General features: G+C 72.6%; 10 protein-coding genes. 7 read left to right on the forward strand and 3 right to left on the reverse strand.

All coding sequences use genetic code 11. From position 1 onward, the window contains the following. The first annotated feature begins 148 nt into the window (after positions 1 to 148). The 5 genes from ABGA98_RS38490 to ABGA98_RS38510 all read left to right on the forward strand — a co-directional run bounded on the left by ABGA98_RS38490 (position 149) and on the right by ABGA98_RS38510 (position 11,164). Positions 149 to 1,477 (forward strand): SWIM zinc finger family protein, encoded by a 1,329-nt coding sequence (locus tag ABGA98_RS38490; protein WP_347623384.1) that lies wholly within the window; start codon positions 149 to 151, stop codon positions 1,475 to 1,477. Continuing rightward, a complete protein-coding gene (locus ABGA98_RS38495; protein ID WP_347623385.1) occupies positions 1,474 to 4,677 on the forward strand; it encodes a DUF6493 family protein in 3,204 nt (1,067 codons plus the stop codon). Before ABGA98_RS38490 ends, ABGA98_RS38495 begins: the two co-directional genes overlap by 4 nt. Continuing rightward, positions 4,674 to 7,481 carry a hypothetical protein gene (locus ABGA98_RS38500; RefSeq protein WP_347623386.1) on the forward strand — a complete coding sequence of 936 codons (2,808 nt, stop codon included), beginning with the start codon at positions 4,674 to 4,676 and terminating at the stop codon, positions 7,479 to 7,481. Before ABGA98_RS38495 ends, ABGA98_RS38500 begins: the two co-directional genes overlap by 4 nt. Before the next feature lie 141 nt (positions 7,482 to 7,622). Next, entirely contained in the window at positions 7,623 to 8,474 is an 852-nt protein-coding gene (locus ABGA98_RS38505) for a hypothetical protein (RefSeq protein ID WP_347623387.1), read from the forward strand. Further along, positions 8,432 to 11,164 carry a PQQ-binding-like beta-propeller repeat protein gene (locus ABGA98_RS38510; protein ID WP_347623388.1) on the forward strand — a complete coding sequence of 911 codons (2,733 nt, stop codon included), beginning with the start codon at positions 8,432 to 8,434 and terminating at the stop codon, positions 11,162 to 11,164. The genes ABGA98_RS38505 and ABGA98_RS38510 overlap by 43 nt, the downstream gene beginning before the upstream one ends. Before the next feature lie 113 nt (positions 11,165 to 11,277). On the opposite strand, the gene ABGA98_RS38515 is transcribed toward ABGA98_RS38510, so the two are convergent. Together ABGA98_RS38515 and ABGA98_RS38520 are read right to left on the reverse strand one after the other, a co-directional pair. Then, entirely contained in the window at positions 11,278 to 11,889 is a 612-nt protein-coding gene (locus tag ABGA98_RS38515) for a hypothetical protein (protein WP_347623389.1), read from the reverse strand. Positions 11,890 to 12,063: 174 nt separating this feature from the next. Continuing rightward, complete coding sequence (locus tag ABGA98_RS38520) at positions 12,064 to 12,843, reverse strand: hypothetical protein (protein ID WP_347623390.1); 780 nt, start codon at positions 12,841 to 12,843, stop codon at positions 12,064 to 12,066. Between the two features lie 320 nt (positions 12,844 to 13,163). On the opposite strand from ABGA98_RS38520, the gene ABGA98_RS38525 reads away from it, so the two are divergent. Continuing rightward, positions 13,164 to 13,790, forward strand: a complete 627-nt coding sequence (locus ABGA98_RS38525; protein ID WP_347623391.1) for a hypothetical protein — start codon at positions 13,164 to 13,166, stop codon at positions 13,788 to 13,790. Positions 13,791 to 13,792: 2 nt separating this feature from the next. On the opposite strand, the gene ABGA98_RS38530 is transcribed toward ABGA98_RS38525, so the two are convergent. After that, entirely contained in the window at positions 13,793 to 14,434 is a 642-nt protein-coding gene (locus tag ABGA98_RS38530) for a helix-turn-helix domain-containing protein (RefSeq protein WP_347623392.1), read from the reverse strand. A gap of 66 nt (positions 14,435 to 14,500) precedes the next feature. Here ABGA98_RS38530 and ABGA98_RS38535 point away from each other — a divergent pair, with 66 nt between their 5' ends. Continuing rightward, complete coding sequence (locus ABGA98_RS38535; protein ID WP_347623393.1) at positions 14,501 to 15,154, forward strand: hypothetical protein; 654 nt, start codon at positions 14,501 to 14,503, stop codon at positions 15,152 to 15,154. The last annotated feature ends 9 nt before the right edge of the window (positions 15,155 to 15,163 follow it).

The following is a 15,163-nucleotide window of genomic DNA, read 5'->3' on the forward strand; positions in this document are numbered from 1 at the left end:
TACTGGCCGCATGTGATACCCGACCATGACAGAGCCGGGCTTTCTGCAAGCCACTCGTGCTTCCTACGATGCCAGCGCGAGCCCGGCATGCCTCGGTCAGCTCCATGACCGACGCTAAATGTCGGTAGGACGATCTACTGTCCCGGCCATGACTTCATCGACGCAGGCGTACACCTACGCCGCGCCCTCCTCCCTTGTCGACGGTCGTCTCGGACTCGCGACCTCCGGCGGCCGGGCCCTGTCCGGCCCCGCCGTGGCCCCCCGGTTCTTCAGCGGCGTGGTGACCCAGGCGGCCCCGGCCGCGGCCGCCCTGCTCGGCGTCGCCGATGTGGCGCTGGCCCGCTACCACCAGCCGCAGGCGCGGCCCGGCTGGGTGCGCGACCCGGTGGTGACGTGCAACGGAGACCGCTTACGCTTCGAGTCGTTCTCGGCCTGTGGCGGCGTCTATTCCCGGCTCGACCTGCTGAGCGGCTCGCTCGACGGCGAGGTGTTCGACCGCGGCACCACCAACGTCGACGTCAACGCTCCGCTGCGGGAGGCGCTGGCACGCATCGGCGCGCGTGACCCGCTGCACCTGGGGGTGGGTCTCGACGAGCTGGTCGTGACCACGTCGGACGGCGCGGTGGTGGAGAAGAAGGTGCCGCTGCCCGAGCGCTGGTTACGCGGGTTCGCCGAGGTCCAGGTCATCGCCTCGGGCATGGACCAGCGCGGTGAGCTGGCCGGCATGGCGGCGGTGCGGTTCCTGCGCGGGCTGCCCAGAAGGGGCACGGTGTGGGTGGCGCAGGCGGGGCGTGAGCTGAAGGTCTCCGACCGCCAGGTCCCAGGCTCGGTCCGGCTCGCCGGCCCCAACCGGCTCGGCACCCTCCTGCCGCTGCTGCGCTTCGCGAAGTCCCTGCGGGTCTACGGCCCGTCCGACGCCGCCTCGAGCGCCTGGGAGCTGGAGCTGCCGGGCATGCGCTACACGCTCACGCTCTCGCCCGAGCGCTGGCGCGGCTTCTCCGGCGAGGGCGCGGTGCTCGACGACCTGGCCACCGACGAGGCCGAGAACGACGCCGACGTCGTCGGCATGCTGCTCAACTTCGAGCCCGAAGTCGAGATCGGCCTGCTGGCCGACCGCGCGGGCATCCCCGCCGACCGGGTGCGGGCCGCGCTGACGCAGCTCGGCGTCGCCGGCCGGGTCGGCTACGACCTGTCGGAGGCCGCCCACTTCCACCGCGAGCTCCCCTATGACAAGGACACCGTGAACCTGCTCAACCCGCGGCTGGCCAAGGCGCGCAAGCTCGTCGGCGCGGGCGCCGTACACCTCGAAGGCGCGTCGGCCACCGTCCGCACCTCGGGCGGCACGCGCAGGGTCTCGCTGGCCGACGGTTCCTGCACCTGCGAGTGGTGGTGGGACCATCGCGGCTCCCGTGGGCCGTGCAAACACGTGCTGGCCGCCCGGATCGTCGCCGGGGCCGCGGTGGAGGTCTCCCGATGACCCTCTGGACGGAGATCAGCGACCTGGTCACGCGCAACCAGGTCACCCGCCTGGCCGACCGGCTGGTCACGCTCACAGAAGACGAGCGCGCCGAGCTGAGCGGGCAGTTGCCCGGCCTCATCAAGGAGCTGCGCCGCGCCCGCACCGAGCAGGTGCGCGCCCAGCATCCCGGCGACCTCGAGGAGATGGACTCCTGGGCGGTCGGCGACCTGCTCGACAGACTGGCCGACGCGCTGCTGCTGACCGGTGTCGGCGTCATCACCGGCCCGGCGGCCGCCGTGACGTGGATGACCGGCCGCGACGTCAACCGCCGCTGGGCCGGAGACCCCAACGTCGCCCAGGTGTGCCGGGTGGCGGCCACCCGGCCCCTGGAGTGGCGTCGTGATGTCGCGGTCCGGCTGGCTCAGCGGGTGCGCCGCCCCGCCGACCGCATCGCGCCGCTGGCCGTGTCGCTGCTGCGCGAGTCCGGCGCCGTACCGCCCGACCATGACCCGCTGGTCGCCGCCTGGCTGACCGCGCCGACCGTGGCCGATGACCCGCTGACCCCGGTCCTGCTGGCTCGTGTCTTCGCCGCTGACGGCGCGGGTCGCGCCCTCCGTGACGAGCGGCTGGAGCCCCGGCCGACCCGCTGGCTGGCCGCCGCCGCCCGCGAGCTGCCCAGGGAGCAGGCGCTCGACGGCTGCGTGAGCCGTTTCCTGCGCGGCGGCGAGGCGCAGGACCTGCGCTTCTTCGTCCGGCTGCACACCCTCCTCGACCCCACGCCCGCGGAGTGCGCCCCCCGCCTGCGTGACTACCTGCGGTTGTTGCCGTCGGCTCCGGGCACGGTCGCCGAGCTGGCCGCCGCCCAGGTGCGCGGGGCGATGCCGCTCGACCGCGCCGACCTGGTCGAGGCGGTCGACGCGCTCACCTTCCGTGACGAGGCCAAGCTCGCCGCCACGGGCCTGCGCTGGCTCGAGCAGGCGCTCCGGGCCACGCCGGAGGCGGCCGCCGATTTCGTGACCGCGCTGACCACGGCGTACGCGCACAAATCCTTCGACGTGCGTCAGCGCGCGGTCGAGCTGACCCTGAAATACGCCGGTTTGTTCACCGGTCACGCCGAGACGATCCTCGACGGCGTCCGCTACCTCCCGGCCGACCTCGGCGCGAAGCTGGCCGAGCGGTTCGGCGGGGAGATCCCGGTCGAGGAAGTGCCGGAGCAGAAGGAGTTCCCGCCGCTGCCCGAGCCGCCGCAGGCGCGGCGCTTCCCCGAGCCATCACTCTCCCCCGGCCACCACGAGCACTGGATCGGGCAGGAGCGCTGGCTTGCGGCCTTCGTCGCCGGGATCGCCGGTGACCGGGCGAAACTCCGCCACGAGCTCAAGCCCCACGTCGAGCAGGACCACGGCTACTGGCAGTCCCTGGACGTGCGTCTCCACCCCAGCGACTGGCAGTCGGCGCTGTCGGCCGAGCTCGTCACTCCCGGCAGCGTGCCGGAGCTGCCACCGATCGGGCCGGAGAAGTTCTGGGACACCGCGAGCCATTCCGCGGGCGTACGCGTCCTGACCCGTGGCGAGAAGCCCGACCCCGAGCCGTCACCCCGGCGGATCATGGTGGGCGGCGCCTACCGGCCTGGCCGCTACCTCGACGACGACACCCCGCTGCGCGCCTTCTTCATCACCTGGACCAGCGACGACGGCCCGGAGGGGGCGGTGGCACACGAGGGCGGCCGGCAGGTCCCCTTCGCCAACGGCCGGATCCACCTGAACGACTCCCCTGCCGACGACGAGCAGCCATGGCATGCCGGCGCCGACGACGAGGAGGGCTACGACGACGGCCTGCCTGATCGCCTCCATCCCGTGCGGGCGAGGCCCGGCGTCGTGTACGACGACTCCGAGGAGGCCATGCCGTCCTTCATCCTGCACGACGTCTACGAGCGCATGGCCGAGCTCGGCGTGGACCCCGACCGGATCGCGGCGATGCGGGCAGGGGAGCAGGTGCCCCCGCCGAACCCGGGCGAGCCGCTCGTGCAGGTGACCGTCGGCTTCGTCCCGCCCAGGCTGCGTTCCTACATGCCCAGGGAGTTGCCCGAGCACGACGAGTGGCGGCGGCGCAACCGGCTGCCCCACCCCAATGGCGTCTCCCCGCCTCACGACTTCCTGCTGCACCGCTACGCCGAGCTCGCCGAAGCCCTCCGCGACGGCACCCTGCCGCCGGTGCTGCTGGCCACGCCGACCTGGACGAGCGGCCACCTCGACCCCGACGTGCTGGTCGACCGGCTGGAGACCTGCGCCGCCGCCGGCGTGGAGCCGCCCCCGGCCGACCTGGCGCAGGCGCTGCTGCGGTTGCCCCGGGGCAGCCACCCGGCCGCGGCCGACCGGGCCGCCAAGGTCGACTCGGAGGCGGCGCGCTCGGCCGCCCGCTGGCTCGCCGGTGACGGCCTGGCCGACCCCGAGTGCGGCCACGTGTGGCGCCACATGGTCGGCGCGTCCATGGTGGACTTCGGCGACGGCGAACCCGAACACTTCACCGAGGTCAGGCTGCAGCCCGTGCTGCGGACCACGGCCCCGACCGGCCATCGGCTGATCGACGAGGTGCTGCTGCGCCAGCCGTTCGACTGGACGGTCGACGAGTCGCGCGGCACGTTCATGGCCTGGCCGGCCGTGCTGCCCTCGCACCGCGAGGTCGTGGCCGTCAACGTCCTGCCCTTCCTGCTGCGCGGCCGCTGGGGCGCGGGGGCGACCCCGGCGGAGATCACCGGCCTGGAGATCGCCCAGGGCCCGACGGGCGAGTCCACGGCGGTGATCCTCGCCTTCCTCCTGGCCGGCGGCGTGCCCGGCTCGATCCCGCTGATCCTGAACATCGCCGCGAGGGGCGAGCTGCCCGCCGAGGCGATGGGCCGCCAGCTCGCGCTGGTGCTGCGCCGCACCTGGCGGGAGACCCGCCCCGCCATCGCGGCCCTGACCGAGCTGGCCGACGCCGGCGGCCACCACGAGGTGTGGCGCATCGTGCGTGCTCTGCTGCCCGGGATGTTGCCGGGCGAGGGGCGGCGCGTCACCGTGACCCACGCCGAACTCGTCGCCTTCGCCGCCGACGTGGCACGCTGGACCGGCGCGCGCGGCGAGATCCCGGTCATCGGCCAGTTCGCGCGCAGCCGCCGGACGACCCGCTTCGTCCACGAGTGCAGGCGCCTGCACGCCCAGCTCACCGGGGCCGCGTCATGACCTCTGACGACATCCGTACCGAGATCAGGGATCTCGTGCTCCGCCACGACGCCGAGGGTCTGGCGTCGCGGTTGCCGGAGCTCACCGGCGCCGAGCGGGCCACCGTCGCCTCCGCGTTGCCGGGCCTGCTCGCCGAGCTCCGCGAGAGCCCGCTGCCGGGCTCCGACCAGGTCACCAGCCCGTTCGAGGCGCTGATGATGGTGGGCGCGGCGACCCTTCCCGGCCCGGCCGGGGCGGCCACCTGGCTGATGAAGCGCGACCTCAACGCCCGCTGGGCCGACGCACCGAGCCCGCACCGGCTGGTGAGGGCGATCTCCGGTCGCCCGGTGGCCTGGCGCGCCGACCTGGCGGTACGCCTCGCGCGCCGCATCCGCCGTCCCGACGACCGGATCGTGCCGCTGGCCTTGGAGTTGCTGCGCGACGGCGAGGTCACCCCACCCGACCACGAGCCGCTGGTGGCGGCCTGGTTGTCGGCGGCGGGCGTGGCCGGGGACCCGCTGACGCCCCACCTGCTTGCGAAGATCTTCGAGGCGGCCGGTGCGGGCCGGGCGCTGGCCGGCGAGACGCTCACCCCGAAGCCGTCCCGCTGGCTGGCCCTGGCCGCCCGCACGCTGCCGCGCGAGCAGATCATCACCGGCTGCGTGCGCCGGTTCCTGCTCGGCGGCGACGCGCGCGACCTGCGCTTCTTCGTCCGGCTGCACACGCTCGTGGCGCCCACGCCGGAGGAGTCGGCCGGACGGTCGCGCGACTACCTGCGTCTGCTGCCCGCCGCGCCTGGCCCGGTGGCCGAGCTGGCCTTGCGGCAGGTGCGCCGGGCCCTGCTCGACCCGGCGGACGTCGCCGAGGCCATCGAGGCGTTGACCTTCCGCCGCGAGGCCAAGCTCGCCGTGAAGGGCCTGACCTGGCTCGACCACGACCTCGGCCACCATCCGGAACGGGTGACCGGCCACGTCGCCGCGCTGGCCAACGCGTACGCGCACGCCTCCCACGAGGTGCGCGACCGCGCGATCGCCCTCACCCTCAGGCACGCCGGCCACCTCACCGACCCCGCCCCGATCCTGGAGGCGGCCGAACACCTGCCCCCGGCCTCGGCCCGGCCGCTCTTCGAACGCTTCGTCGAAGGCTGGGCCAGCGACTTCACCCCCGGTCACCGGCCCGAGGCCACCATCCCGGGCCCGTTCCCCACCTCCGGTCCGGAGAGCGGCCCGCTGGAGGAGATCGGCTGGATCGAGGTCGAGGCATGGCTGGCGGCGGTCGCGCGGGAGGCGCACACGAACCCGGGCTCCCTGAAGGAAACGCTGGCCCGGCGGTTCGGCGAGCACCTGCGGCCGGTGCTCTACGACGCGCCGGCCTGGCACTCCCCTCGTGACTGGTGCACCGCGCTGGCCAGGGAACTCGTCAACCCCGGCGAAGATCCGGGGCCGCCCGCGTCCCGTCCGCCGACGTGGCGCCCGTCGTCCCGCGAGACGATCTCCGAGGAGCAGCGGGACGACGCGGCGCAGGCCTTGCCCGGCCTGTCCGGCGATCTCGGCCAGGCCCTGTACGACAGCATGGTGAACGTCGCGGCCACGGCCTTCCGCCTGTTCCCCGGCCTGCGCGAGCTCGTGCCGCTCCACGAGATGCCCGGCTACGTACAGGAGGAGATCCTGCGGACGGTCGACGTCCAGGCCGATCTCTACGACCCGACGGCACGACCGGGGCCCGCTTCCTGGAACCGTCTCCCCCACCTGCGGGAGTGTGCCCGCCCCCACGCCTTCCTCCTGTCGCGCCTCGACGAACTCCTGCGCGCGGCGAAGGCCGGAGCTCTGCCCCCGGTGCTGCTGGCCACCCCTACCCGCGCCGACGGCCACCTCGACCCCGAGACCTTGCTCGACCGCCTGGCCGTGTGCGCTGAATCCGGCCGCGAACCGCTCCCGCTGGACGTGGCGCAGGCCCTGCTGCGCCTCCCGCCGGATCCCGCCCCCGACCTGGCAGAACGCGCGAGAGGCAGCGGCTCGGCGGCCGCTGCGGCAGTGGCCCGCCGGTTCGAGCGCGGCGCGCCTCCACCCCCGGAGGTCGAGCTGACCTGGTCCCTTGACCTCGGCTCCCACGTCGTGCCCTACGACGACCAGGTCCTCGACCAGCGCGGCATCGCCGACGTGAGCTGGCGGCCCGTGGAGTCCACCGGTCTCCCCCATCTCGACGACCTGCTGGCCACGCCCGTGATGCGCCCGTTCCGGCGCGTGAGCCGTCCCTTCTGGCCCGGCATGACGCCCCACCACCGGGAGCTCGCGGCGGCCCACCTGGCGATCGGTCTGATCGACCGTTTCCACCCGCCCGACATCGCGATCGACGACCTCCGCAACCTGGCCCTGGCCGGTGGCGCGTCCGGCCCGGCGACGGCCCTGGTCCTGGCGTACTTCCTCACCATGGAGGGAGACGACGCGGTGCCCCCGCTGCTCCAGCTGGCGGCCAAGGGTGCGCTCCCGGCCGCCGAGACGGGCCGCCTGCTGGGTCTGCTGGGCCGCCGCACCCGCTACGAGACCGGCCCTGCGCTGCCCTCATTGGAGCTGGCCGCCAGGCAGGGCGCGCACGCCGAGGTATGGACGATCCTGCGTCACCTTCTGGCCGTCCACCTCCCCGGAGAAGGCGAGCGGGCCCGGCGCCAGCACACCGACGCGGTCGTCCTGGCCACCGACATCGCCACGTGGGCCGGCGCGCGGGGCGAGATCCCCGAGGTGGCGGCCCATGCGAAGAGGCGCGGTTCGGCCTCGCTGACCCGGGCCTGCCGGAGCCTCCACCGGTTCCTGACCCGGGAGACTTGACCGGCGGCCGGTCGGCGGGATGGGCGGGCCGCGCCGTGGGCCATGGGGCGAACCCAGACCGAATTCGTCAACGGCGCGGCCACGCGGCCACCCCATCAGCTATAAATCAGCTGCCGCACACCGCCGACGAAGGGGCGCCCCATGGCCAAAGCGCGCCAGAAGAGGCGTGCCGCATCCGCCACCCCGGCCGAGGAGGCCGGAGGGTGGAAGGCCATGCGGACGTGGCTGGCGGGAATCGTCAGTGCCGTGATCGTCGCGGCCGTCGGGGTCGTGTTCTCCACCTGGTACAACACGAGCGGCCCCGACGCCGTCGACGGCATCAGCGGCGAGCCCCCGATCACGGTCGGCCACGTGGCCGTCGACCACGCCGCGCAGGACACCGCCCTGCGGAAAGCGGTGACCGACCCGGCGGACCGGGCGGTCCTGCTGGGCAGCGCGTCCGGCTCGCAACGCGACGCGGTCATGGCGCGCCACGACCGGGCCCCGCTGGAGACCGCCGACCTCACCGTCGTCCTCGTCGGCAACCGCAGCAGCCTGCGCATCGTCGACATCCGGCCGCGTGTCCTCGACCGCAAGCCCGTCTCGGACGGCGCGCTGTTCGTCTACAGCCCCGCCGGAGAGGCCGCCACCGTCGAACTCTCCGCCGACCTCGACGCACCCGCACCCCGCTTCACCTCTCCCGAAGATCCGGACATCTCGTACTTCAAGAAGAAGCAGATCGACCTCAAACGGGATGAACGGGTCACGCTTGCCCTGACGGTCACGGGCACGGCCGCCTACTACGCCTTCGACCTGCTCATCACCGTGCTCGCAGGAGATCGGACCGAGCAGGTGACGGTGCAGGGGCCGGACGGGACCCCGTTCCGGGTGACCGGCACCGCCGGCTCCTACCGCGCCTACTACACGACCTCCCCGCTCGGCGGCTGGCAGCCGATCTCCAGGAGCGGCGCGTGCGCGATCGAACGGAAGCTCGCCAAGGCCGGGAAGTGCTGACCCCGCGCCGGTACTGGTCAGCCGCGACGCTGCTCGTGGTCATCCTGGCGGCCTGCCCGGCCGCGGCCGTGGACACCACGCTTGCCCGCGTACCCGTCGAGTGGCGTGCGCTGTGGTCGGTGCCCGCGGACGCCGAGAACGGCGTCGAGTTCCTGGGGGCGCCGGGCCACGCCGTGTCCGACCGGGCGGTCGCCGTGGCGACGCGCCAGGGCACCGTACGCGTGCACGACCCGCGCACGGGCGCGCTCCAGCGCACCATCCCCGCCGACCCGGCCCGGCCCTCGCCCGTCACCGGCGTCTGGATCGCGGGCGGCACGCTCGCCGTCGCCAGAGGAGAACCGAACGGCGCCCAGCAGACCCTGTACGGCCACGACCTGGGGACGGGCGCGCCGCTGTGGAGACGCACGATCACCACCGACCGCCGTCAGCCCCGGCTCGGCGACACCGGCTTCTACCACGGCCCGCGGATCATGGCGACCGAGCGCGGCATCGTGGTGTTCGAGCGGCCGGACGAACCCCTCGACATCCAGGCCCTCGATGCGCGGACCGGAGCGACCACGGCCAGAATGACCTACCCGCGAAGCTGCCGGCTGACCGGCGCCGCGACGGCCCGATCGGTGCGCCTGCTCAGCTACTGCCAGGGCAACGAACTGCGGCTGGCCTCGATGGATCCGCTTACCCTGCGGCAGGTGTGGACGCGCCTGTTGCCGTCGACGGCCTCCCCCAAGGACGGGGGCCCGCCGATCGGGCTCACGGCCAACGCCGAAGGGTACGCGCGCGCCAGGGCAGGTGAGGACGACTTCTTCTTCGGGCCGGACGGCCGCCTGCTGCCCACCGGCTCGCAAGCCGCCAGGGTCACGGATCCGGACCGCTGGAACCCGCCCCTGTACGCCGGCTCCTTCACCGTGGCGAACGACCAGGGCCGTACCCTGATGGACTCCACCTGGCCGCTGCCCGCCTACCTGATCTCCGTGGACCCCGGCACCGGACGGCTCGCCGGGCTGCCCGTCGACCTGCCCGCCCACCTCGTTTCCCTCGCCGGGGCGAGCCAGGACCTGGCCTTCGTGCTCAGCCATGTCCCCGGGGACGAGCGGCTCACCGCGTACAGGCTGATCTATGGGACCGCCCGCACGAAGACCGCCTGGCCGGACGCCTGCGGCCTGCTGACCGGCCGGGACCTGGCGGTCTTCGCGGACGGCTACCGCGCGGCCCCCGCGACGGACGGCGCGGCGAGATGCGACTGGATACCGCCGCGTGACGACGGCGCCGTCGTCACGGTGTCCGTGGAATGGGTGTCGTCGTCGCATGCGAGCGCGCGCAGGCTGTACGCCGCCGAGACCGCCGCCATCAAGGAGACCGGCGACTTCGACCCCACCACCGAGGCGCCGGGCTTCCTGTCCTCCACCGTGCACGAGACGAACGGCTCCTACGGTGCGACGATCATCAACGTGGGCCCCGTCATCGTCCGGCTGACCTCGTCGTCGCGGCAGGCGGTGCGGCTCTTGTCGCCGCTGCTGCGCGACCGGCTGCTCGCCCGGTACGAGCCGGGTGCCCGGGCTCCGGCCGCCGTGCGCGAACGCGGGTGGAGTTTCCCGACCGACGCGGCCGTGCGTAGCGCGCCGGTGGTGACCGGCGGCGTCGTCTACGCCACCAGCCGCGACGGCACGGTGTCCGCGCTGGACGCCGCCACGGGCGCGGTGCGGTGGCGCTATCGGACGGGCGGTCCCGTGGTCGACGACCACGTGGTGGCGCACGGCACCGTGTACGCGGCCGGCAGCACCGGCAGGGTGGTGGCGCTGGACGCCTCCACCGGCCGCCCGAGGTGGAGCCGGAAGATCATCGTAGTCGGCGACCTGGTGGTCGCGGCGGGCCGCCTCTACCTGTGGACCAGGCACCCCGCCTGGTCCCTGAAGGCCGAACTCGTCGCGCTCGACGCCGCCTCCGGGAGGCGGCTGTGGAGCTTCGAGCCGGCGGGCGACATGCTCAACCCCGAGCCCGTCCTGGCCGGCGACATCGTCCTCACCGGCAGCGACCACGGCGTGATGTACGCCCTGGACCCCGCCACCGGAACCGAGAAGCGGCGCCACCGGCTCGGCGCGGAACACGACCGCATCCTCCTGCTCCGGGCCGGCCGAACCGTCTACACCACGAGCAGCAACGGCGACGTCAACGCCCTGGACGCCGTCTCGGGCGAGGTCCGGTGGAGGACCCGGATCAACGGCGCCATCTCCTCCCGACCCATGGTGGCCGGCACGACCGTGTACGTGGGCGACGACGGGGGCACCACCCACGCGCTGGACGCCGCCACCGGCGCCCGCCTGTGGGAATTCCCGGCCAAGGGCGACCAGCCCCTGTTCACGTGGAGTGCCGCCGTGGCGGACGGGCTCGTGTTCACCGCCGGCCGCGACCATACGTTGTACGCGCTCGACACCGCCACGGGCACGATGCGCTGGCGTCTCCCGCTGCCCGGTGGCCGCGACGCCGGCCCGGTGGCGGCGGCCGGAACCGTCCACGTCTCCGACCGCGAGGGAACGCTCTATGCCCTCGACCCGGCCACCGGCACGGTGCGATCGAGGTTTCGGACGGGGGGCGCCGCCACGACCGTCCCTGTCGTGGCTGACGGCTTCGTCTATGTCGGCAGCTCCAACGGGAACCTCTACGCCCTGCCCGCGGTGACCGGTGCTTCTTGAGGCCCTCTTGTGCCAGGGTGGACAGGTCTGTTCTGGCATGACCCACGATCGCATGGTCAAGGCGGCGCGGTTGCCGGCGGCTCGCGTTCCCTCGCCCCCAGTGAGAAGAAGGGTCACGCGGGCGGCCGGCCTGTCGCCCTGCGGATCGCCTGGTCCAGCCGGTTCCTGGTCTGCTGTTCCGCCTGCTGCCGGAGCGGAGGCCCGGCAGGTGCGGTGGCCGGCGCCGAACGCAGCCCGGCGCCGCACCGGTCGGTGGTCCGGATGAGCACGGCCGGTGCCGGTGGCGCCGGCCACAGCTGCAGGTGATGTTCCTCAACGGGAGCGTCGTCGACGGCGTCGAAGCGGGTGTCGCGGCCGCGGACGAAGGCGCGCACCCGGTACCAGCCGGGCCCGTCCCCGCTGAGCAGGGGCACGTCGGTCACCGGACCGGCGTCCAGGGACTCAAGGCGCAACCGGCCACGGGGAGCGTGCACGCTCGCCTCGACGATGTCCTCCCAGGAGGCTCCCCGGTTGTCGTCGGGGGCGAGGTCGCCGGGTGGCCGGGCGGCCAGGGTGAGGCCGACGTGGACGATGCCGGTGTCGATCCCGGTGTAGAGGAGCGCTCCGGCGGACATGAGCACGATGAGGCCGTTGGAGTAGTCGGCCGTCTCGATCGGGATGTCACCGCCGTCCAGCAAGCCGAATGCGTGGTCACTCACACGGACGTCGGCCGAGGCGTCCATCATGGCCTGTGCCTTCCCTTGACGAGGCCGGCGCAGGGCGCCGACCCGAACCGGACATCCTTGTCCCTGCCCGCCCTGTGCGGGGCTCACCCTGCCGCACCGGCTCCTGTACGGGGCGGCGACGCGGCAGGAGGTGAGTCCCTACGTGCTCAGCTGGTCATGGCCCACCAGGAGGGGTCATGCACCGACGGTGACGCGGAAGGGGTCGCCGTCCAGGACGCGCTCGCGACGGAAGAACTGGGTGTTGAGGCCGCCTTGCGCGTTGTTCTCGGTGGCGGTGATCATGCACACGGAGACGCCGGTCGGGCCGGTCTGCCCGGGGAGGTTGAAGTTGCAGTTGTCGAAGGTCCTTCTGGTGCCGCCGGAACTGAGTCCTTCGTAGGAGCGGGCGATGGGGTATTCGTCGCAGCTCAACCCGCTGATGGACGGCGCGTCACCGCAGGCGAGGCTGCGGTTGGTGTTGATGATCGTCTCGTTGGTGGTACGGGTCAGCGGCGCGTCGAAGGTGGCACCGGGCAGTCCCGAGGCCTGGGCGCGGGACACGTGAGAGGCCAGCGAGGGGTAGGAGCTCTGGCTGTAGACGAGTTCTGAGGCGTACCACGGCACCACGCATCCGACGGCAGCGTTGCCGGCAGTGGCGTTGTCGCAGCGGATCTCGCTCATGTCGTAGCTGATCCCGGCCGGGGTGTAGGTGCCGTTGGTGAAGGTGAGCGACCAGGTGGTGGTGCAGGAGCCGATCGCGCCGGCGGCGGTGGCGGTGGTGCTGAAGTAGGACTCGCCCTGCAGCCAGGTGTTCAGCGGGGAGATCGGGCGGGCGGGGAAGGACGAACTGGCGGTGGTGCATGAGCCACTGCGTGTCCATGTCGAGTTCGTCGACCAGACGCCGTTCGAACTCCGCCGACACGGTGTGCTCGGTGCACCTCTCGATGATCGTTGGTGGCCATCGGGAGGTTCCACCGGGATCGGCGACGGCGCGGTTGGCCGTCGATCACAACCACCTCAGACCAAGCGCGTCCGGCGGACCGTGCTTTTCGGCTCGACGCGGACGCACGACGACCGCTGCACTCCATCCGCAACCACCTGCGCGAAACCATCCACCGACGCCGCCGGCGGCACCACTCGAGGGGCACCCCGGAGCGGGGTCGCGGAGTGGGCTGGGCGCCAGTGAGTCAAGGCCGTTCCGTTACGGTCGCCCATCGACCTCACCTGTGTGATATTCAATAGAGGTAACGTCAAATCAATGGGAGGTGGCGATGGCCATCACTACCTTGGCGGCCATGAGCGGTGTCGGGTTCGTTCTGATGCTGATCGTCCTCAACTTCGCCTACATCCGTGTCGGCCTCCCGGCGCCGGCAGCGGGTCAGTCCATGGAGGCGATCACCGACTCGCTCGCCGCGATCGGCGGCCGGCTCAAGAGGCTCTCCGTGGTCGTGCCCGTCGCCTGGGTGTCCACCACGACCTTCGCCACCGGACTGCTGTCGACGTTGTGGCGCGGCGACATGGGGACGGATGCATGGGCCCTGGCCGGCTTCGCGGGCGTCCTGATGCAGAACGTCGTCTTCACCGCGGCGGAGGCGCTCAGGTTCGGGATGACCTCGGCCGCCGTCCATGACCGCGGCTCGGTGATGGGCCTGTGGAGGCTGACCGATGCGCTGATCTGCTTCAACCAGGTCTTCCTGGCCATGGCGATACTGGGCTTCACCGTCGCCGGCGCGAGCCTCGGGGTCATCCCCGGCTGGCACACCTGGCTGGGTTGTCTGACCGCCGGGCTGATGATCGTCTTCTCCTCGCTGACTCCGTACACCGTCGGCGGCGCCAGCCGCTTCGCGCTGGCCGGCTTGATCGCCGCGTTCGGGTGGGGGGCCTGGATTCTCTCCTACAGCATCGCCCTGCTGGGCATCTGATCTCACGGGGTGCCGGTCGAACGGCTCAGCAGTTCGCGGGCCAGCGCCTCACCCCACCAGCACTCGATCCGGTCGGGCGACCACGAGCGTTCGATGCGGAGGGTGGTGTAGACGTCGATGTTGCACAGGGCGGCGTAGATGTCGATGGCGGTGGGGACGTCCAGTCCGGGGCGGAGCGTGCCGTCCGGCCAGGAGGAGAAGACCTGGGTGCGGTACTCGCCGACCTGTCGCCGGCCCCGCAGATAGAAGTCCGCGAAATCGGGCTCGGTACGGCCCGCGTCACGTATCAGAACGATGAGATCGCCCGCGCGCTCGAAAAGACGCCGGTCGTAGGCGGCCATCGCGGCCAGGTGCCGCCGGGGGTCGGTGGTGGCCTCCAGCTCGTCGATCATCTGGGGCACGTCCGCGGACAGGTCCGCGGCGTCGGCCAGCGCCCAGACCAGCCCCGCCTTGTTCTGGTACGCCGCGTACACGGTCGGGACGGCGACCCCGGCCTCCCGGGCGACGTCGCGCACGGTAGTCGCCGCCCATCCCTGCGACAGGAACAACCGGCGCGCGGCGTCGGCGATCTCCGCTCGCGTCTGCTTCGCCTGCGCCACGCGGCGCAGCGAGTTGTAGCGACGCCGCCCTGTCTCGTCCTCCATGATTGCACCCGGTCTTTCCGTAGCTTATATTCAATATATGCATCGTAAATCCAACTGGCGGTCAGCGTGACCACCACCAGTCTGGCGGGTGTCGCAGGCATCGGATTCGTCCTGCTCGCGATCGTCATCAACGTCTTCTACGTCCGCGTCGGACTCCCGCAGCCCACCTCCGGCCAATCCCTGGACGCGGTCACCGACGCGCTGGCCGGCATCGGCAAGCGGATCAACGCGCCCTCGGTCTTCGCCCCGGCCGCCTGGCTGTTCACCACCCTGTTCGCCGCCGGCCTGCTCGCGGCGCTTTGGCGAGGCGACCAGACCGGCGGCAACGCCTGGGCCCTGGTCGGCTTCGCGGGCGTCCTCATGCAGAACGCCACCTTCATGGTGGTCGAATCGCTGCGGTTCGGGGCGGCCGCGGCCGCCCGGCATCATCGCGGCTCGGTGGCCGGGCTGTGGACGTTCGGCACCGTGCTGTTCGGGTTCAACCAGGTCTTCCTGGCCATCGCGGTGCTCGGCTTCACCGCCGCCGGCGTGAGCCTCGCGTTCATCCCCGCCTGGCACGCGTGGCTGGGCTGGATCAGCGCGGCCCTGCTGTTCGTCTCCTCCACGGCCGCCCCTTACAACGCCGACGGCACCAACCGCATCGCGGTGACCGGCCTGCTCGGCTGGCTCGGCTGGGCCTCCTGGATCGTCGCCTACAGCATCGCTCTGCTGAACATCTGAGGAAGGAAC

The sequence above is a fragment of the Nonomuraea sp. B1E8 genome (genome assembly GCF_039871515.1).
Taxonomy (GTDB): domain Bacteria; phylum Actinomycetota; class Actinomycetes; order Streptosporangiales; family Streptosporangiaceae; genus Nonomuraea.

What these genes read in the sequence shown, in the direction of transcription:
- ABGA98_RS38530 (WP_347623392.1), bottom strand. Translation starts at nt 14,434, where the DNA reads ATGGAGGACGAGACAGGGCGGCGTCGCTACAACTCGCTGCGCCGCGTG.
- ABGA98_RS38490 (WP_347623384.1), top strand. Translation starts at nt 149, where the DNA reads ATGACTTCATCGACGCAGGCGTACACCTACGCCGCGCCCTCCTCCCTT.
- ABGA98_RS38500 (WP_347623386.1), top strand. Translation starts at nt 4,674, where the DNA reads ATGACCTCTGACGACATCCGTACCGAGATCAGGGATCTCGTGCTCCGC.
- ABGA98_RS38515 (WP_347623389.1), bottom strand. Translation starts at nt 11,889, where the DNA reads ATGATGGACGCCTCGGCCGACGTCCGTGTGAGTGACCACGCATTCGGC.
- ABGA98_RS38495 (WP_347623385.1), top strand. Translation starts at nt 1,474, where the DNA reads ATGACCCTCTGGACGGAGATCAGCGACCTGGTCACGCGCAACCAGGTC.
- ABGA98_RS38525 (WP_347623391.1), top strand. Translation starts at nt 13,164, where the DNA reads ATGAGCGGTGTCGGGTTCGTTCTGATGCTGATCGTCCTCAACTTCGCC.
- ABGA98_RS38505 (WP_347623387.1), top strand. Translation starts at nt 7,623, where the DNA reads ATGGCCAAAGCGCGCCAGAAGAGGCGTGCCGCATCCGCCACCCCGGCC.